Raw genomic sequence first — 18,902 nt, 5'->3', positions numbered from 1 at the left:
TTTCGTCTCCCACGTCAGGTGCCGATGCGATAGCCGACGCCGGCCACGGTGGCGATGACCCAGGGTTCCCCGAGTCGCTTGCGCAGGGCCGAAACCGTGATGCGCACGGCGTTGGTGAACGGGTCGGCGTTCTCGTCCCACGCCCGCTCCAGGAGCTCTTCGGCGCTGACGACCCCGCCTTCGGCCGCGACGAGGACTTCGAGCACGGCGAACTGCTTCCGGGTGAGCGCGACGTAGCGGCCGTCGCGGAAGACCTCGCGGCGGAACGGGTCCAGGCGCAGGCCCGCGATTTCCCGGACGGGCGGCCGGTTGTGGGCGCGCCGGCGGTCGAGCGCCCGGAGCCGGAGCACGAGCTCCCGCAGCTCGAACGGCTTCGTGAGGTAGTCGTCGGCGCCGAGCTCGAAGCCGGACGCCTTGTCGTCGATCCGGTCCGCGGCGGTGAGCATGAGGATCGGCATGCCGCTGCCGGAGGCGACGATGCGGGCGGCGACCTCGTCACCGGACGGGCCGGGGATGTCGCGGTCGAGGACGGCGATGTCGTAGGCGTTGACGTCCAGCAGTTCGAGGGCGGTGTGCCCGTCACCGGCGATGTCGGCGGCGATCGCTTCCAGGCGCAGGCCGTCGCGGACGGCTTCCGCCAGGTAGGGCTCGTCCTCGACGATCAGCACACGCACGGTTCCGATGCTACGAGCCGGGCCTTATCGCGGGCATATCGAAACCGGGATACGGGCCGGCAACACCGCGTTGCCTTGACTGCGGGGCATGTCCTCCCAGCGATCGGCCGGTGCCGTCCCCTACCCGGTGAGAGTGTTCGACGACGACACGCCCGCCGTGGCCAACCTCGATCCCGCGCTGCTCGACACCCTGCGCCGGGCGGCCACGGACGCCGGGATCGAGTTCGTCGTCAACGGTGGCTGGCGTTCGCGCGAGTACCAGGCGGAGCTGTTCGCGGCGGCGGTGGTGAAGTACGGCTCGGCGGCGGAGGCCGCCCGGTGGGTGGCCACTCCCGAGACGTCGGCGCACGTTTCGGGCGACGCGGTCGACGTCGGGCCCGCTGCCGCCCGGGCGTGGCTCTCCGCGCACGGCGCCCGGTACGGGCTCTGCCAGATCTACCGCAACGAGCCCTGGCACTTCGAACTGCGTCCCTCGGCGGTGGAGCACGGGTGCCCGCCGATGTACCCCGACCCGACGCACGACCCGAGGATGCGTTCAGCGTCCGACTGACTCCCGGTACCAGTCCGCGGCCTCGGCCAGGCGGGGCCGCGGCGTGACGCCGGTCAGTTCCCAGATGCGGCTGCTTTCGTACCAGTGATCCCGCGTGAGCAGGGAGTACTGGTGGTCGGTGAGCGACGGGAGGGCCGCCCGCGTGCGGGCCCGGTGCTCGGCGAGCGGCAGGTCGGCGACCGGCAGCGGCAGGTCGAGCAGCCCGCAGACGGCGGTGACCAAGCCGCGGATCCGGACCGGCTGGGGATCGGCGACGTGGAGGACCTCGCCGGGGCGGCTCAGTCCGGGGTCGAGGGCCAGCACGGCGATCGCGGCGGCCAGATCGGCGACCGCGACGAGCGATGTACGGGCGGCGCCACCTGCGGCCCAGGCCGGGACCGCTTGGATCCAGCGGACCAGCGCGGGGACGACGTGCCGGTCGCCGGGGCCGTGGATGAGATGTGGCCGGAGAACGATGCCGCCGGCGGCCAGGACCAGGCGCTCGCCGGCCAGCCTGCTGCGGCTGGTCGGGGAGGCGGGGTCGAGGACGAGGTCGGGCCCGGTGCGCAGGTGCACACCCGCTGGGCCGGGCCGGGTGGCTGGCGGCCCCAGATCCGCCGCCGCCCCGGGCTCGGCCCCCGGGCACTCGCCCGTCCGCCCGCTGTCGGCCGGTGGCGCCGGATCCGTCTTCAGCCCGGATCCGCCTCCCGACCCGCCGACCCGCAGAACCCCTTCTGCCGGACCGCGCCGGCTGGTCGGCGGCCCCTGCTCCGCCGCCAACCGCGCCCCGCCCCGCCAGCCCCAGCCGGCCGGTACCCCCTGGTCCGCCGTCATCCCGGAGCCGGCCCCCAGACCGCTCCGACCTGCCGGCTTCTCCTCGCCCGGTACCGGCGCACCACGGTGTGCGCCGTCCCGATACACCGCGCACGTGCTCAAATACAGCACGCTGCTCGTCCCCGCGAGCCGGGCCTCGGCCAGGAGGTTGGCCGTTCCTCCCTCGTTGACCGCCGTGCAGCCGGCCGGGTCGCCGCCCACCTGGGAGGCCAGGTGGACCAGCGTGGTGATCCCCGTGCACAGCCCCGCCAGGGTGCTCGCTTGCGTGAGGTCGCCGGTCCACGTCGTCACGCCCGCGTCGGTCATCCACTGCGGCACCCGTCGCCGGACGAGGACGCGGACCCGGGGGCCCATTCCCCGCCCGACCAGCTCGCGCAGCACCGCCGTGCCGACGAAGCCCGTCGCGCCGGCGATCAGGATGTCCGGCTCGGCGGCCGTCACGACAAGCGCATCCCCAGCGTGCCGCTCGCGGCCGTCGCGCCCTTCTGGCGGACCTCGACCCGGACCGTCCGCGTGCGGTCCGGCCCCGGCTCGTCCGCCTCGACCACCAGCAGGCACTCGGAGTCGAACTCCACGTACGTGTCGAACCGGAAGTCCGCGCGCGCCGGGAGGGCGTACGCGTCGCCGATCGCCAGCAACGCCGCCTGCCGCGCGCCTTCGATGAGCACCATGCCCGGCACGTGGTCGGCCGGGTGGTCGAACAGCACCGCGTGGTCCGGGTCGAAGCGCAGGGCCCACGTGCCGTCCGTCGGCGTCGCCGCCACCAGGACGTCCTCCGCCCGGTCGCGGCCGACCGACGCCGGGGCGACCGGGGCCAGGACCGCGGCCTGGAACGGCGTCGCCGCGAAGTGGTCGCCCCGCACCCGCCGGTAGACCGCCGAGGACACGCAGCGCCAGCGCTCCGACGCGGTACCGATCCGGCGGCCGTCGCGGAAGCACTCGAAGTCCAGCCGCATGCCGCCGACGTTCTTGCCGCGGTACTCGACCTCGTGCGCGCTCACCCGCAGCACCACGTCCACCGGACGGCCCAGGGTGGCCAGCCCGGTCTCCTCGACCGAGTACTCCTTGTGGTCCGAAAGAAAACTGTGACTCAGCGGAACGCCGTATGCCCGGTGCGCGATCAGCAGCGCCGCCTGGCGGATCGTCTCGGCGTAGAGCATCGGATCGTGGAACACCGGCGTCCGCGGCCCGAAGAAGCTGTGCCGGCGCGGCCACTGCGCGCCGACCTCGAACCGGCCTTCGCCGAGGATGTTCAGATCGGTGACGAAGACCTCCGAGACGGCCGCGCGGTGCACGAGGCTCCGCGGGATCGTCTGCTGGAAGTCGACCGCCCGCACCGCGGGCCCCCCGATGATCTTGGTTTCCGGTATTTCGCGCGCAGATTCCTGAAGGATGGTGCCGACCATGACGGTCCTCCTAGAATGTCCTACCCCAGTACCCCAGTACTCCCCCGCTTTCATTTGTAGCCGAACCGGACACCTAAAACCATACCAACCGAGCGGTTTTTTTTAGTGGCTTTCCCGTGCAACGGGCCGTAGACTGGCGTACTGACGCATGAGGTACCGCCGAATGGTCTACTGTGGACCGCCGGCCGAAGCGAGAGGGGCTGGACGTGGCTCGCCAAGAACGTGCGGAGCAGACACGGAACGCGATCCTCGAGGCAGCGGCCTCCCGGTTCGACGCGGTCGGCTTCCTCGGCGCGAGCCTGTCGGACATCCTGACCGAAGCGGGTGTCACGAAGGGTGCGCTGTATTTCCACTTCAAGTCGAAGGAAGACCTGGCCGACGCGCTGATCGACGAGCAGTTCACGGTCTCGGACCCCCTGGCGGAGATCGAGAACCCGGGGTTGCAGACGGTCATCGACCTCACCCAGGGCATGGCGGCCAGCCTGCAGTCCGACGTCCGGGTGCGCGCCAGCATCCGCCTCGTCATCGAGCAGGGCTCGTTCATCACGCCCGCCAACAACGCCTACAAGCGGTGGGTCGACACGCTGCACGCCTGCCTGCTGGCCGCGAAGGCGGCGGGCGACATCCGCAAGGAGATCAACGCGCACGACCTCGCGCAGTTCGTGCAGGCGTCGTTCACCGGGATCCAGCTGAGCTCGCAGGTGCTCACCGGGCGAGTGGACCTGCTGGAACGGATCACGTTCATGTGGACCACGATCCTGACCTCGGTGGTCCCGCCGCGGCGGCTGCACCGGTTCCTGGCGCAGGGCACGCTCGCCGAGACCGCCTCGGCCTGAGTAACCACAGAGAAGAACGGGCCGCCCTCGCCTCGCTCTCGGCGTTACGCCCCCGCGCCCGCGGTCGGGCGCGGTGATCGCTCGGCCAGCTCGATGAGCCGCCACAGCTTGCCCAGCGTCACGGCGAGGTCGCTGTCCGGCACGACGATCCGGCTGGACACCACGGATTCGAGCCCGACGCAGGTGACCACCACCAGCAACTCCGCGGTCTCGAGCGGGACGTCGGCGCCGAGCTCGCCGCCGTCGATCGCGTCGGCGACGAACTCGTGGACCTGGGCCAGCCAGGTGCGGGAGAACACGACGAACCGCTCGTCCACGGAGCCCATCTCGCGGGCCATCCGGAAGCTCGCGCCGACCTTCGGGTCGGTGTCGAGCCAGTGCATCAGGGCGCGGCTGAGCTCGGCGAGGCGCCGCAGGGCCGGCCGGGCCACCGCGAGCTGACGGGCCACGTGCGCGCGCAGCACGTCCACGGCGGCGATCTGGACCTCGTCGCAGATCTCGTCCTTGGAGGAGAAGTGGAAGTACAGGCCGCCCTTGGTGACGCCGGCCGCCTGCGCGATGCCCACCATGCTGGTGGCGGCGTAGCCGTCCCGGTGCAGCAGCACGGCCGCGGCTTCCAGCAACAGGCGCCGCGTGTGTTCCGAGCGTGCCTGCTTGGTCACCGTCGGTCCCCTCGGGTCGAGCCGTTCCGGCGCAGGGACCCTGCGCGTCCCGATCATGATTACATACCAACCGCCCGGTTTACAACTAGGGGAACCCCAGAAATCGGCCCCTGCCAAGGCACTTCGCGACCGCTCACAGAACAAACCGACCGACCTCCCGGTTTTGTCTTGAAAACCGACCTCCCGGTTTAGTACGCTGCCGTTGTGGGACCGGGCACATGGGCGCTGGAGGACACACTGGGGGCGCCAGGCCGGGCAGATCCGATCGACACGCGGACACCGGAGGCACTGGACATGGACTACGAGATACTGGGGCAGATGAAAGTCGGCGGGCGGCCCGGCGTCAGCGCCCCGCGGGCGCGCAAGATCGAGACACTGCTCGCCGTGCTGCTGGTCAAGCGCAACCAGGTGGCGACCACCGAGCACCTGATCGGCGAGCTCTGGGGAGAGCACCCGCCGGCCCGGGCGAGCGCCGCGCTGTACGTCTACGTCTCGCAGCTGCGGAAGCTGCTGCGCGGCACGGGGGACGACGTGGACGACAGCCCGGTGGTGACCAGCCCGCGCGGCTACTCGCTGCACGTCACCGACGGCGAGCTCGACGCCGACCGCTTCACCCGCCTCTACGAGCGCGGGCGGGCCCTGTACTGGGACCGCAACTACAAGGAGGCCGCGGCCGTCCTGCGTGAGGCCGCGAACCTGTGGCGCGGCGAGGCGTTCGGCGGTTTCACCGACTCCCCCGACGTCCAGGCCTACGCCGCTCTGCTGGAGGAGACCCGGCTGGAGTGCCTGGAGCTGCTGATGGAGACGGAGCTGCTGATCGGCAGGCACCGCGAGGTCGTCGGGCAGCTTTCCGCGCTGGCGAAGGAGCACACGCTGCGCGAAACGTTCTACGAGTACCTGATGACGGCCCTGCTGCGGTCGAACCGCCGGGCCGAGGCGCTGGAGACGTTCGCCTCCGCCCGGAACCACCTGGTTCAGCAGCTGGGCATCGAGCCCGGCAGCTCGCTGCGGAAGCTGCACCACAGCATCCTCGTCGGCGAAATGTCCGACGCGGTCTGATCCCCCTCCGCGTCCGGCCCAGCGGCCCGGTTCCCGCCACCAGCGGGGCCGGGCCGCTTTTTACGGTTGTTCAGCTCCGGTAGAGCGACACGACCGGCGCACCGCACGCGGCGGGCTCGCCGTACCAGCCACCCCAGCGACTGTCGAGCGCGAGGTCGGCCAGCTCGGCCATCAGGTCCAGCTCCGCGGGCCACACGTAGCGCAGCGGGCTGCCGTCGGCCAGGAACAGCATCTGGCGGGCGCAGTCGTGCCCGGTGACGAGCGGGTGCGCCGCCCAGCGGGCCGGATCCGGGTGGAATCCCTGCACGACCAGGCCGCCGCCGGGACGCAGCAGCGTCGCGAGCCGGCGGACCAGGCGCACCTGCTCGCGCTGCACGAGCAGCCGCGAGAGGACGTCCGAGCCCGCGTAGACGACGTCGAAGCGTTGGGCGGGCAGGCTGTCGAAAGCGGTGTCCGTGACGGCGTAACCGTCGGCCGCGAGGGCCTCGGCCACCGGGCCACCGCCCGGGACGAGGACGCGAGGGCGGCGAGCGACCCGGTCGGCGACCTCGGCGAGGAACGCCGCCGCGCCGGCCGGCTCGGCGGCCAGCGGGGCGAACCACGCGTCGAGGGTCACGGCCGGCTTCTCGACGATGCGGGCAGGCATCGGGGCCACCTCACTTCACGGACTGGTCGGATCTTCTCTACGCAGAGTGCCGGACCGACCTAAAGTCGACCTTGCGCACGCGAAAGCGGCCCGTGCCGGGGCACGGGCCGCTCGGGCGTCGCGGGAGGTCAGCCGCGGGCGCGCTGGTGGAACTTCCGGATCGCCAGGTACGCGGCACCGGTGGTGATGACGACCCACCAGGCCAGCGCCAGCCAGCCGGTCGAGCCCAGCTCGGTGCCGTTCATCAGGCCGCGCACGGCGTCGATGAGCACGGTCACCGGCTGGTTGTCGACGACCGCCCGCAGCACCGACGGCATCGACGCCGTGGGCACCAGCGCGCTGGTGGCGTAGGGGACGAAGACGAGGATCATGCCGAGGCCGCCCGCGCCTTCGACCGTCTTGGCGATCGACCCCAGGAGCGTGGCCAGCCAGAACACGCCGGTCGCGAACAGCGTCAGCAGCCCGATCGCGCCGAGCCAGCCGAGCACGCCGCCCCCCGGGCGGAACCCGACGGCCAGGCCGACCGCGACCATCACCACGAACGAGAGCAGGCTGCGCAGCACGCCGGAGACGACGTGGCCGACGAGCACGGCCGGGCCCGCCATGGGCATCGACCGGAACCGCTCGACCAGGCCCTGCGTGAGGTCCGCGGCGACGCCCACCACGGTGGACGTCGAGTTGAACGCGATGCTGATGGCCAGCAAGCCGGGAACCAGGTAGTCGATGTAGGCCATGCCGGGGACGTTGATCGCGCCGCCGAACATGAAGCGGAACAGCAGCAGGAGCACGATCGGCAGCGAGACCGCCTGGATCAGCATCTCCGCGTTGCGCGCGATGTGCTTGACGTTGCGCCCGATCAGCACCCGGCAGTCGGACAGCGCGAGCGCGAACGAGGATCGGCTCGGGGTGTCGGGGAGCTGCGTCCCCTCGACCTCCCTGGACAAGGTCTGGGTCATCGCTTCTCTCCCGCGGTTCCGGTAAGGGTGTGGAAAACGTCGTCCAGGGTCGGCTCGGACAGCTCGAGGCCGGTGGTCTCGAGGCCCGCATCGGCGACCTGGTTGAGCACCTGCCGGACCTGGCCGGGCTGGTCGATGGCGACGCTGACCGTGTCGTCGATCAGCACGCCGCCGGTCACGCCGTGCGCGCGCTCCGCCTCGGCGGCGGTGGCGAAGGTGAGCTTCAGCCGCTCGGTGCCGACCTTGCGCTTCAGCTCGGCCGCGGTGCCCTCGGCGACGACGCGGCCCTTGTCGATCACCGCGATGCGGTCGGCCAGCTGGTCGGCCTCCTCGAGGTACTGCGTGGTGAGCAGGATCGTGGTGCCGCCGTCGAGCAGCTCGCGGATCGCGTCCCACATCGCCGAGCGGCTGCGCGGGTCGAGGCCGGTGGTGGGCTCGTCGAGGAACAGCACCGGCGGCGAGGTGATCAGGCTGATCGCCAGGTCGAGCCGGCGGCGCATGCCCCCGGAGTAGGTCTTGACCTGGCGGTCGGCGGCTTCGGTCAGGTCGAACTGCGTGAGCAGCTCGGTGGCGCGGGTCTTCGCCTCGGCCGTGCCCAGGTGGAACAGGCGGGCCATCATCTGCAGGTTCTCGCGGCCGGTGAGCAGCTCGTCGACCGCGGTGTCCTGCCCGGTGAGGCCGATCTGCTCCCGCACCTTCCGCTTGGGCCCGCCGAGGTCGTGTCCGTTGACCGTCACGGTGCCGCCGTCGGCGTCCAGCAGGGTGCTGAGGATCCGCACCGTCGTGGTCTTCCCGGCGCCGTTCGGGCCCAGCAGCGCGAACATCGTGCCGCGCCGCACGCTCAGGTCGACGCCTTCCAGGACGTTGACGTCGCCATAGGACTTGCGCAGCCCCCGTGCTTCGATTGCGTAGCCGGTGACCATCGGTTACCTCTCCTCGTTCGGGTCAAGATCGTTGTGGAGCACGGGAACTCTCCGTACCAGTGGGCCACGGACCGCGCGGCGGCGGCAATAATGGCCGGGTCGGGCCGGGTTAGGGGTGGCGCCGGGGCTAGTCGTCGTCCCCACCGCCGATCGCCATGCTGATCAGGGCGTCGGTGTCGAGGTCGTCGATCGTGGCCTCTTCGACGGCTTCGGCCTCTTCCTCCTCGGGCAGGCGCACGCCGGCCAGCTCCAGCAGCCCGTCCAGGAGCCCCGCGGCGCGCAGCTTCTCCAGCGGGATGCCCGCCAGCGCGTCGCGAACCCCTTGCTCCGTAACGGCTTCCGCGACGACCTCGACCTCGGCCGGGGCCAGTTCGCCGACCAGGTGCTCGGCGAGGATCCGCGGGGTCGGGTAGTCGAAGATCAGGCTCACCGGCAGCTTCAGGCCGGTGACGAGGCTGAGCTTGTTGCGGAACCCGGTGGCGGACAGCGAGTCGAAGCCGACCTCGTTGAACGAGCGGTCCGGTTCCACCGCCTCCGGCCCGGCGTGGCCCAGCAGCGCCGCGGCGTGCGTGCGCACCAGGGTCAGCACGGTCGGGACGCGCTTGGCCACCGGCAGCCCGGCGAGCTTCTTCGCCAGGGACTCGGTGTCCTCGGCCGCTTCCTGCGCCGCGCGGCGGCCCGGCGTGCCCGCCAGCCCGCGCAGCACCGCGGGCAGGTCGTCGTCGCCCGACGAAGCCAGCACGCGGGTGTCCAGCGCGATCGGCACCAGCAGTGCCTCGGTGGCACCGGCCGCCGAGTCCAAGAGGTCCAATCCGTCCTCAGTGGACAGCGCCGTGATCCCGATGTGGTGCGCGTCCGCACCGTCGAGGGCCTCGCCCATGCCGTCGGCCCACAGGCCCCACGCGAGCGAGGTGCCCGGGAGTCCTTCGGTCCGGCGCCTGGTCGCCAGCGCGTCGAGGAACGCGTTGGCGGCGGCGTAGCTGCCCTGGCCCGGGGCGCCGAGGACGCCGGCGGCCGAGGAGAACAGCACGAACGCGGTCAGGTCCAGGTCCCGGGTCAGCTCGTCGAGGACCGATGCCGCGTCGGCCTTCGGGCGCAGCACGGTGTCCAACCGGGACGGCGTCAGCGACGTCAGGATGCCGTCGTCGAGGACGCCGGCGGCGTGCACCACCGCCCGCAGCGGCGCTTCGGCCGGGATCCCGGCCAGCAGCGTGGCGACGGCGTCGCGGTCGGCGACGTCGCAAGCGGCGATCGTGACGTCCGCGTCGAGCGCGGCCAGTTCGGCCGCCCCGGGCGCGTCGGCGCCCCGGCGGCTGACCAGGAGCAGGTTCCGCACGCCGTGCTCGGCGACCAGGTGCTTCGCCACGGCCGAGCCCAGCGCACCGGTGGCACCGGTGACGAGCACCGTGCCCTCGGCGTCCCAGACCGGTGCGGCCGCCGCGTCGGCCGCCTTGGCCAGCCGCGGCACCAGCACCGCACCGGCCCGCAGGGCGACCTGCGGCTCGTCGGAAGCGGCCACCGCGGCGAGCGTCCGGCCCGCCGGCGTGCCCGCGCCGAGGTCGACGAGGGTGATCCGGTCCGGGTGCTCGGCCTGCGCCGAGCGGACCAGGCCGGCCACCGCGGCGCCGACCGGGTCGGGGTTCTCCCCTTCTTCGGTGGCCATCGCACCGCGGGTCACGACGATCAGCGACTCCCCCGGTCCGGCCAGCCAGGACTGCAGCAGGCCGAGCACGCGGTGCAGTTCGGCGTGCAGGTCGTCGCCGGCCACCGGGAGCACAGCGTGGCCGGTGGCCGCCGCCTGGGCGCCCAGGGCCTCGGTGAGGCCGAAGGCGTCGTCGCCCAGCACGGACCAGTCGGTGACTTCGGCGACCGCGTCCAGCTCGGCCGGCTCCCAGGCGACGCGGAACAGTGCGTCCCCCTCACCGGTCGGTGCGGCCTGCGGAACGGCGGACATCGGGCGCAGCAGCAGGGATTCCACCGACGCGACCGGGGCGCCGGCACCGTCGGCGACGTCCAGCGCGACCGCGCCGGTGCCGACCGGGCGGACGTGGACCCGCAGCGTCGTCGCGCCGACCGCGTGCAGCCGGACGCCTTCCCACGCGAACGGCAGCGCCGGCTCGTCGCCCGCCGCGCCGGAGACGCCGATCGTGTGCAGCGCCGCGTCGAGCACGGCCGGGTGGACGCCGTACCGGTCCACATCGGACACCGACGCCGGGAGCCGGATCTCGGCGAACGCCTCGCCGTCGCGCTTCCAGGCCGCGACCAGCCCGCGGAACGCGGGACCGTAGGCCAGGCCGTCGGCGGCCAGCTCCTCGTAGGTGCCGTCCAGGTTCACCTGCTCGGCGCCGGCGGGCGGCCAGGCCGTCAGGGCGAAGTCCGCCTTCTGACCCGCCTTGGCGAGCTTGCCGGTGGCGTGCCGCGTCCAGGCGGCCGCCGAGCCCTCGGGCCGCGAGTGGACGCTGAACGCGCGGGTGCCGTCGGCGCCCGGGGCGTCGAGGGCGAACTGGACGCGGACGCCGGTCCGCTCCGGCACGACCAGCGGGTACTCCAGGGTCAGCTCGTCCAGGCGCGGGCAGCCGGCCTCGTCGCCCGCGCGGATCGCCATCTCGACGAACCCGGTGCCGGGGAAGAGGATCGCGCCGCCGACGACGTGGTCGGCCAGCCACGGGTGGGTGCCCACGGACAGCCGTCCGGTGAACAGCAGCCCGTCGGCGCCGGCCAGTTCGAGGGCCGCCCCGAGCAGCGGGTGGTCCTCCTGGCTCACCGCGCCGGTGGTGCTCTCCAGCCAGAAGCGCTGCCGCTGGAACGGGTAGGTCGGCACGGCGACCGGCCGGGCGCCGGTGGGCTCGTAGATCGCGGCCCAGTCGACGTCGACACCGCTGACGTGCAGCTGCGCGACACCGGTCAGCGCGGCCACGGCCTCGTCGTTCTCCTTGTGCAGCATCGAAGCCAGGACCTCCGGCCGTTCGTCGAGGCAGCCCGCGGTCATCGCGGTGAGCGTGGTGTCCGGGCCCAGCTCCAGGAACCGGGTGACGCCGTCGGCCGCGACGCGGGTCACCGCGTCGAAGAACCGGACGCCTTCGCGGACTTGCTGAACCCAGTACTCCGGCGACGTCAGGTCCGCGGACTCGGTGACCGTCGAAACCACCGGGATCCGCGGCGAGGCGTAGGTCAGCTCCGCGGCGACCGCGCGGAACTCGTCGAGCATCGGGTCCATCAGGCGGGAGTGGAACGCGTGCGACACCTTCAGCTGCTTGGTGCGCTCGAACTTCGCCGCGACTTCGGCGACGGCATCGGCCGCGCCCGAGATCACGACGGCGTTCGGGCCGTTGACCGCGGCGATGTCGACGGTGTCGTCGGAAATCGCTTCGGGCGTCGTCTCGATGGCCACCATCGCGCCGCCGACGGGGAGCGCCTGCATCAGCGCACCGCGGGCGACCACCAGCGTCGCCGCGTCCGCCAGGGAGAGCACGCCGGCGCAGTGGGCCGCGGCGATCTCGCCGATCGAGTGGCCGATGAGGACGTCCGGCTTGACGCCCCACGAACGCACCAGGCGGAACAGCGCGACTTCCAGCGCGAACAGCGCGGGCTGCGTGTAGCGGGTCTCGCCCAGCTCGTCGGTGACCGAGCGAATCGGGCGGTCGAGGTGCCGGTCCACCTCCGCGCAGACTTCGTCGTACGCCGCGGCGAAGGCCGGGAACTGCTCGGCGAGCCGGGCACCCATCCCCACCCGCTGAGAACCCTGGCCGGCGAACAGGAACGCCGTGCGTCCGCCCGCGGTGGCGACACCGCTGACGACACCCTTCGCTTCCTCCTCGTCGACGAGCGCCGCGAGACCGCGGACGAACTGCGGCGAGCGGCTGCCGATGAGCACCGCGCGACGGTCGAACGCGCTGCGCGTGGTGGCCAGCGAGAAGCCGATGTCGGCGAGGCTGCCCTCCGGGTCTTCGTCCACATAGGACATCAGCTGCTCGGCCTGGGCCCGCATCGCGGCGGCGCCGCGCCCGGAGACCGGCCAGGCGACCGGGCCTTCGTGGTCGTGCCCGCCGGTCACTTCCCGGCGGTCGCCCTCTTCGAGGATCACGTGGGCGTTGGTGCCGCTGACCCCGAACGACGAGACGCCGGCCCGGCGGATGTGGCCGTTGGGCAGCCACTTCACCGGCTCCACCAGCGCGCGGACCGCACCGGACGACCAGTCGATCTCGGTGGACGGGCGGCCGACGTGCAGGGTCGCGGGCAGTTCACCCTGGCTCATGGCCATGACCATCTTGATGACACCGGCTGCGCCGGCCGCGGCCTGCGTGTGACCGAGGTTCGACTTCACCGACCCGATCCACAGCGGCCGGTCGGCCGAGGTCTCCTTGCCGTAGGTGGCCAGCAGCGCCTGGACCTCGATCGGATCGCCGAGCTTCGTGCCGGTGCCGTGCGCCTCGACGGCGTCGACGTCGGCCGCGGTGATCCCGGCGTCGGCCAGTGCCGCGCGGATGACGCGTTGCTGGGCCGGGCCGTTGGGGGCGGTGAGGCCGTTGGACGTGCCGTCCTGGTTGACCGCGCTGCCCTTGAGCACCGCGAGCACCGGGTGGCCGAGGCGGCGGGCCTCGGACAGCCGCTCCAGCACGACCACGCCGACACCCTCGGACCAGGTGGTGCCGTCGGCGTCGTCGGAGAAGACCTTGCAGCGGCCGTCGGCGGCCAGCCCCTTCTGGCGGCTGAACTCGACGAACGTCTCCGGCGTCGCCATCACGGTCACCCCACCGGCCAGCGCCAGGGTGCAGTCGCCGCCACGCAGGGCCTGGGCGGCCATGTGCATCGCGACCAGCGAAGACGAGCACGCGGTGTCGACGCTGACGGCCGGGCCCTCCAGCCCGAGGGTGTAGGACACGCGGCCGGTGACGATCGAGCCGGCGCTGTTGGCGCCCACGTAGTCGTGGTACTGGACGCCCGCGTAGACGCCGGTCGGGCTGCCCTTGAGCGACGACGGGTCGATGCCCGACCGCTCGAGGGCCTCCCAGCAGGCCTCCAGCAGGAGCCGCTGCTGCGGGTCGATGGCCGGGGCTTCCTTGGGCGAGACGCCGAAGAACGTCGCGTCGAAGTCGCCGGCGTCGTGGACGAACCCGCCGCGGGCGACATACGTGGTGCCCGGACGGCGGCCGGTCGGGTCGAGCAGGCCGTCGACGTCCCAGCCGCGGTCGGCGGGGAAGTCGCCGATGGCGTCCCGGCCGTTGGCGACCAGCTCCCACAGCTGCTCGGGCGAGGTGACCCCGCCGGGCAGCCGGCACGCCATGCCGACGATCGCGATGGGCTCGTCGTGCGCCTGGGACACCGCCGTGGCGACCTCGTCCGGCGCGCCCACCAGCTCGGTGAGCAGGTGCGTGGCCAGCGCCGACGGCGTCGGGTGGTCGAAGATCAGGGTCGCGGGCAGCCGCTGCCCGGTCGCCGCGGTGAGGCCGTTGCGCAGCTCGATCGCGGTGAGCGAGTCGAAGCCGAGCGACTGGAACTGCGCGGCCGGCTCGATCTCGTGCCCGCCGCCGTAGCCGAGCACGGTCGCGGCGTGGCCGCGGACCAGGTCGAGCACGGCGTCGGCCCGGTCCGCCTCCGGCAGGGCCCGGACGCGGGCGGCGAAGGAGTCCTCCGCGACCGCCGTCCCGTTCGCCGCCGCACGCCGGGCCGGCCGGCCGGTCAGCTCCTCCAGGGTCTTCGGGATCCGGTCCAGCTTCCGCAACGCGGGCAGGTCCAGCTTCACCGGGACGACGGCGGCCTGCCGGGACGCCAGCGCGCGGTCGAAGAGGTCCAGCGCGTCCGAAGTGGACAGAGGAACGATGCCGCCCGAGGCGAGGCGCGTGACCTCGGCCTCGGTCAGGGTGCCGCCCATGCCGCCGACCTCGCCCCACAGGCCCCAGTCCAGGGACAGCGCGGGCAGGCCGTGTGCGACGCGGTGGGCGGCGAGGCCGTCGAGGAACGCGTTCGCGGCGGCGTACCCGCCCTGGCCCGGGGCGCCGAGCACGCCGGAGACCGAGGAGAACAGGACGAACGCCGAGAGCGCGGTGTCGCGGGTCAGCTCGTGCAGGTTGAGCGCGCCGTCGACCTTGGGCCGCAGCACCGTGTCGAGACGCTCGGGCGTCAGCGCCGTGATGACGCCGTCGTCGAGGACGCCCGCGGCGTGCACCACGGACGTGAGCGGGTGCTCGGCCGGGATCGCGGCCAGCACCTGGGCCAGCGCGGCGCGGTCGGCGACGTCGCAGAGCGCGATGTCGACGTGCACGTCCAGCTCGGCGGCCAGGCTCTCCAGCTCGGGCGTGCTGCGCCGGCTGACCAGGAGCAGGCGGCGGACGCCGTGCTCGCGGACCAGGTGCCGGGCCAGCGTGCCACCGAGCGCGCCGGACGCGCCGGTGACCAGGACGGTGCCGTTCGGGTGGAAGTACGCCGGTTCGGCGGCGGCCGTCGTGCGGACGAGCCGCGGGACGAGCACCGTGCCGAAGCGGACGGCCGCCTGCGGTTCGCCGGTGGCGAGGACCTGCGGCAGGACGGCGTCGGCCGTCGACTCGGCGTCGAGGTCGAGCAGCACGAACGTGTCGGGGTTCTCCTCCTGCGCCGAGCGCACGAGGCCCCAGGCGGCGGAGGCGGCGAGGTCGGTGACACCGCCGGCGGCCGCGACGGCCCCGCGGGTGACGACGACCAGGCGCGCGTCCTCCGGGTGCTCGGCGGCGAGCCAGTCCTGCAGGGCGCCGAGCACGCGGTGGGTCAGCTCGTGGGTCTCGGAGCCCGTGCAGTCGAAGATCCCGACGGCCGATGTGTCCACAGTGGACTCGGCGGGGATCCGCTGCCACTCGATCCGGTAAAGCGGCGCCTCCGCCGCGACCGGCGTGGTGAACGCGCGGAACACGGTCTCGGCGACGGTGGCGACGGGTGCGCCCGTGGTGTCGGCGAGAGCGACCGCGAAGCCGTCCTCGGTGGTGGGCGTGAACCGCACCCGCAGCGCCGAGGCGCCGGTGGCGTGCAGCTCGACGCCGGTCCAGCAGAACGGGACGCGCCCGACTCCGCCGTCTCCCCCGCCCGCCACGCGCAGGGCGTGCGTGCACGCGTCGAGCGCGGCCGGATGGAGGCCGAAGCGTTCGGCGTCGCTGTCCTCGGGCAGGGCGACCTCGGCGAAGACTTCGCGGCCGCGCTTGAAGACCGCGCGCAGTGAACGGAACAGCGGGCCGTAGGTGAGGCCGGTGTCGGCGAAGTCGTCGTAGATCCCGTCGATGGCGACCGGCTCGGCGCCCGCGGGCGGCCACTCGGTCAGCTCGGTGCCACGGTGGGTCTGCGGCGCGACGGTGCCGCCGGCGTGCAGGAGCCAGGGCTCGCCGGTGCCGGCGGTGTCTTCGGGGCGCGAGTGGATCTGGACGGCGCGGACGCCGTGCTCGTCGGCGGCCCCGACCGTCACCTGCACCTGGACGCCGGTGCGGTCCGGGACGACCAGCGGGCTGCCGAGCGTCAGCTCTTCGATCCGGCCGCAGCCGACCTGGTCGCCGGCGCGGATCGCCAGCTCCAGGAAGGCCGTGCCGGGCACGGTGGCGACGTCGCCGAGGCGGTGCCCGTCGAGCCACGCGTGCGTCTCGAGGGACAGCCGGCCGGTGAGGACGACGCCGTCGGTGTCGGCGAGCGCGATGGCCGCGCCGAGCAGCGGGTGCCCGGCGGAGGTGAGGCCCGCGGCGGTGACCTCGTCGCGGTTGGCGCGGGCGTCGAGCCAGTAGCGCTTGCGCTGGAAGGCGTACGGCGGCAGGTCGGTGCGGCGAGCGCCGCGGCCCTCGAACACCGCGGCCCAGTCCGGGGCCAGTCCGCTGACGTACAGCTCGGCCAGCGCGGTGAGCGCGGCCTGCGGCTCAGGACGGTCCTTGCGCAGGACCGGCACGACAACGGCGTCCGTCGTTTGCCGGGTCAGGGCGGACAGCACGCCGTCCGGCCCGACCTCGACGAACCGCGAGACGCCCTGATCGCTCAGCGCGGTGAGCCCGTCGTGGAACCGGACGGCCGCGCGGACGTGCGAGACCCAGTACTCCGGCGTGGCGACCTCTCCCCCGGCCAGCGCGCCGGAGACGTTGGAGACCAGCGGGATCGCAGGCTCGGAGTAGGTGAGCGAACGGGCGACCTCGGCGAACTCGGCCAGCATCGGCTCCATCAGCGGCGAGTGGAAGGCGTGCGACACCTTGAGCTGCTTGGTGCGCTCGAACTTCGCGGCCACCTCGGCGACGGCGTCGGCAGCGCCCGAGATCACGACGGCGTCCGGGCCGTTGATCGCGGCGATGCTGACGTCCTCGGTCAGGTGCGGCGTGACCTCGTCCTCGGTCGCCTGGATCGCGACCATCGATCCGCCGGTGGGCAGCGCCTGCATCAGCTTCGCGCGAGCCGCGACCAGCTTCGCCGCGTCGGCCAGGGACAGCACCCCGGCGACGTGCGCGGCGGCCAGCTCGCCGACCGAGTGGCCGAGCAGGAAGTCGGGCTTGATGCCCCACGACGCCAGCAGCCGGAACAGCGCGACCTCGATCGCGAACAGCGCGGGCTGGGTGTAGCCGGTCTGGTTGATCAGGCGCGGTTTGTCGAAGACGACCGTCTTCAATGGACGGTCGAGGTGCTGGTCCAGTTCGGCGCAGACCTCGTCCAGCGCCGCCGCGAACACCGGGAACGCGGCAGCCAGCTCGGCTCCCATCCCGGCGCGCTGCGCGCCCTGGCCCGAGAAGAGGAACGCGGTCAGCCCTTCGACCGGCGTGCCGGTGATGGCCGAACTGGCGTCCCCGGCGGCGAGCGCGGCGACCCCGGCCTTCCCGTCGAACACGACGGCGCGGTGACTCAGCGGCGAGCGGGACGTCGCCAGCGAGAACCCGATGTCGAGTGCCGAGCCGTCCACATCGGACAGCCGGGCCGCCTGTGCCTTCAGCGCGGCGGCACCGTGCCCGGCCAGGGGCCACGGGACCGGCACACCTTCGGGCCAGTCGGGAGTGACTTCTTCCGGCGAAGCCGCCGGGGCCTCCTCGATGATCACGTGTGCGTTGGTGCCGCTCACGCCGAACGACGACACACCCGCGCGGCGCGGCTTCTCGCCCGGCGCCCACGAACGTTCCTCCGTCAGCAGCGAGACGTTCCCGGACGTCCAGTCGACCTCGGTGGTCGGCTCGGTGACGTGCAGGGTCTTCGGCAGCAGGCCGTTCTGCAGGGCCTGCACCATCTTGATCACGCCGCCGACGCCGGCCGCGCCCTGGGCGTGGCCGATGTTCGACTTGATCGAGCCGAGCCACAGCGGGCGGTCGCGGTCCTGGCCGTAGGTGGCGAGCAGGGCCTGGGCCTCGATCGGGTCGCCGAGCGTGGTGCCGGTGCCGTGGCCTTCGACGGCGTCCACATCGGACGCCGAGAGCTGCGCGTTGGCCAGTGCCTGGCGGATGACGCGCTGCTGGGACGGGCCGTTCGGCGCGGTGAGGCCGTTGGACGCGCCGTCGGAGTTGACCGCCGAGCCGCGCACGACGGCGAGGACGGGGTGGCCGTTGCGACGCGCGTCGGACAGCCGCTCCAGCAGGAGCGTGCCCGCGCCCTCGGCCCAGCCGGTGCCGTCGGCGCTGTCGGAGAACGGCTTGCAGCGGCCGTCCGCGGCGAGCCCGCGCTGGCGGCTGAACGCGACGAACGGGCCCGGGCGCGACATCACCATGACGCCGCCGGCCAGCGCCAGCGAGCAGTCGCGCTGCCGCAGTGCCTGCACAGCCAGGTGCAGCGCGACCAGCGAAGACGAGCAGGCCGTGTCGATCGTGATGGCGGGGCCCTCCAGGCCCAGCGCGTAGGCGATCCGGCCGGAGATGACCGAACCGGCGTTGCCGGTGCTCAGGTAGTCCTGCACTTCACCGGCGAGCACCGACGGCGGCAGCTCGTCATAGTAGTCCTGGTCGCCGCTGCCGAGGAAGACGCCGACCTGCTGCTTGGCCAGGGAGTGCGGCGCGATGCCGGCGCGTTCGAAGGTCTCCCACGCCAGCTCCAGCGTGAGCCGCTGCTGCGGGTCCATGGCGAGCGCTTCGCGCGGTGAGACGCCGAAGAAGGGCGCGTCGAACTGGGCGACATCGTGGATGAAGCCGCCCTCGCTCACGTAGCTGGTGCCCGGGCTGTCGGGGTCGGCGTCGAACATCGAGTCGAGGCCCCAGCCGCGGTCGGTGGGGAACGGGCCGATGGCGTCGCGGCCCTCGGCGACCAGGTCCCAGAGGTCCTGCGGGGAGCGGACGTCGCCCGGGTACCGGCAGCCCATCGCGACGATGGCGATCGGCTCGGCGTCGGCGGCTTCGACTTCGCGCAGCCGCTCCCGCGTCTCCTGCAGGGTGGCGGTCACCCGCTTCAGGTAGTCGACCAGCTTGCTTTCGT

The 18,902-nt window shown here is 73.0% G+C and carries 10 protein-coding genes and 1 pseudogene; 3 read left to right on the top strand and 8 right to left on the bottom strand.

The window, feature by feature from the left end; translation table 11 throughout:
• Nucleotides 1-14: 14 nt before the first annotated feature.
• Nucleotides 15-674, bottom strand: a complete 660-nt coding sequence (locus QSK39_RS51730) for a response regulator transcription factor (RefSeq protein ID WP_285485217.1) — start codon at nucleotides 672-674, stop codon at nucleotides 15-17.
• An 88-nt stretch (nucleotides 675-762) separates the two neighbouring features.
• Here QSK39_RS51730 and QSK39_RS51725 point away from each other — a divergent pair, with 88 nt between their 5' ends.
• Complete coding sequence (locus QSK39_RS51725) at nucleotides 763-1,224, top strand: M15 family metallopeptidase (protein WP_285485216.1); 462 nt, start codon at nucleotides 763-765, stop codon at nucleotides 1,222-1,224.
• On the opposite strand, the gene QSK39_RS51720 is transcribed toward QSK39_RS51725, so the two are convergent.
• Both QSK39_RS51720 and QSK39_RS51715 read right to left on the bottom strand, forming a co-directional pair.
• The gene (locus tag QSK39_RS51720) at nucleotides 1,210-2,478 is read right to left on the bottom strand and encodes an NAD-dependent epimerase/dehydratase family protein (RefSeq protein ID WP_285485215.1); all 1,269 of its coding nucleotides are present in this window, start codon (nucleotides 2,476-2,478) and stop codon (nucleotides 1,210-1,212) included. The two genes, QSK39_RS51725 and QSK39_RS51720, sit on opposite strands and share 15 nt — an antisense overlap.
• A complete protein-coding gene (locus QSK39_RS51715) occupies nucleotides 2,475-3,443 on the bottom strand; it encodes a ScbA/BarX family gamma-butyrolactone biosynthesis protein (protein WP_285485214.1) in 969 nt (322 codons plus the stop codon). The genes QSK39_RS51720 and QSK39_RS51715 overlap by 4 nt, the downstream gene beginning before the upstream one ends.
• Before the next feature lie 206 nt (nucleotides 3,444-3,649).
• Here QSK39_RS51715 and QSK39_RS51710 point away from each other — a divergent pair, with 206 nt between their 5' ends.
• The gene (locus QSK39_RS51710; protein ID WP_285485213.1) at nucleotides 3,650-4,279 is read left to right on the top strand and encodes a ScbR family autoregulator-binding transcription factor; all 630 of its coding nucleotides are present in this window, start codon (nucleotides 3,650-3,652) and stop codon (nucleotides 4,277-4,279) included.
• 44 nt (nucleotides 4,280-4,323) lie between these two features.
• Here QSK39_RS51710 and QSK39_RS51705 read toward each other — a convergent pair whose 3' ends face one another.
• Entirely contained in the window at nucleotides 4,324-4,941 is a 618-nt protein-coding gene (locus QSK39_RS51705) for a ScbR family autoregulator-binding transcription factor (protein ID WP_285485212.1), read from the bottom strand.
• A gap of 294 nt (nucleotides 4,942-5,235) precedes the next feature.
• On the opposite strand from QSK39_RS51705, the gene QSK39_RS51700 reads away from it, so the two are divergent.
• The gene (locus QSK39_RS51700; RefSeq protein ID WP_285485211.1) at nucleotides 5,236-6,000 is read left to right on the top strand and encodes an AfsR/SARP family transcriptional regulator; all 765 of its coding nucleotides are present in this window, start codon (nucleotides 5,236-5,238) and stop codon (nucleotides 5,998-6,000) included.
• A 70-nt stretch (nucleotides 6,001-6,070) separates the two neighbouring features.
• Here the strand turns inward: QSK39_RS51700 and QSK39_RS51695 are convergent, their stop codons facing one another.
• From QSK39_RS51695 to QSK39_RS51680, 4 genes and pseudogenes are all read right to left on the bottom strand, one after another.
• On the bottom strand, nucleotides 6,071-6,646 hold the full coding sequence (locus QSK39_RS51695; RefSeq protein WP_285485210.1) for a class I SAM-dependent methyltransferase: 576 nt from the start codon (nucleotides 6,644-6,646) through the stop codon (nucleotides 6,071-6,073).
• 128 nt (nucleotides 6,647-6,774) lie between these two features.
• Nucleotides 6,775-7,602, bottom strand: a complete 828-nt coding sequence (locus tag QSK39_RS51690; RefSeq protein ID WP_285485209.1) for an ABC transporter permease — start codon at nucleotides 7,600-7,602, stop codon at nucleotides 6,775-6,777.
• Nucleotides 7,599-8,525, bottom strand: a complete 927-nt coding sequence (locus QSK39_RS51685) for an ATP-binding cassette domain-containing protein (RefSeq protein ID WP_285485208.1) — start codon at nucleotides 8,523-8,525, stop codon at nucleotides 7,599-7,601. The genes QSK39_RS51690 and QSK39_RS51685 overlap by 4 nt, the downstream gene beginning before the upstream one ends.
• Nucleotides 8,526-8,652: 127 nt before the next feature.
• Nucleotides 8,653-18,897: pseudogene (locus QSK39_RS51680) on the bottom strand (SDR family NAD(P)-dependent oxidoreductase); the annotation flags it as partial.
• Between the last annotated feature and the right edge of the window lie 5 nt (nucleotides 18,898-18,902).

This window comes from Amycolatopsis sp. NBRC 101858, from assembly GCF_030269325.1.
Taxonomy (GTDB): domain Bacteria; phylum Actinomycetota; class Actinomycetes; order Mycobacteriales; family Pseudonocardiaceae; genus Amycolatopsis; species Amycolatopsis ponsaeliensis.
Note: the sequence above shows the minus strand (reverse complement) of the source record. Positions and strands in the feature narration are given on the sequence as shown.

Coding starts and splice junctions, on each gene's coding strand:
- QSK39_RS51725 (WP_285485216.1), top strand. CDS start 763: ATGTCCTCCCAGCGATCGGCCGGTGCCGTCCCCTACCCGGTGAGAGTG.
- QSK39_RS51715 (WP_285485214.1), bottom strand. CDS start 3,443: ATGGTCGGCACCATCCTTCAGGAATCTGCGCGCGAAATACCGGAAACC.
- QSK39_RS51690 (WP_285485209.1), bottom strand. CDS start 7,602: ATGACCCAGACCTTGTCCAGGGAGGTCGAGGGGACGCAGCTCCCCGAC.
- QSK39_RS51685 (WP_285485208.1), bottom strand. CDS start 8,525: ATGGTCACCGGCTACGCAATCGAAGCACGGGGGCTGCGCAAGTCCTAT.
- QSK39_RS51695 (WP_285485210.1), bottom strand. CDS start 6,646: ATGCCTGCCCGCATCGTCGAGAAGCCGGCCGTGACCCTCGACGCGTGG.
- QSK39_RS51700 (WP_285485211.1), top strand. CDS start 5,236: ATGGACTACGAGATACTGGGGCAGATGAAAGTCGGCGGGCGGCCCGGC.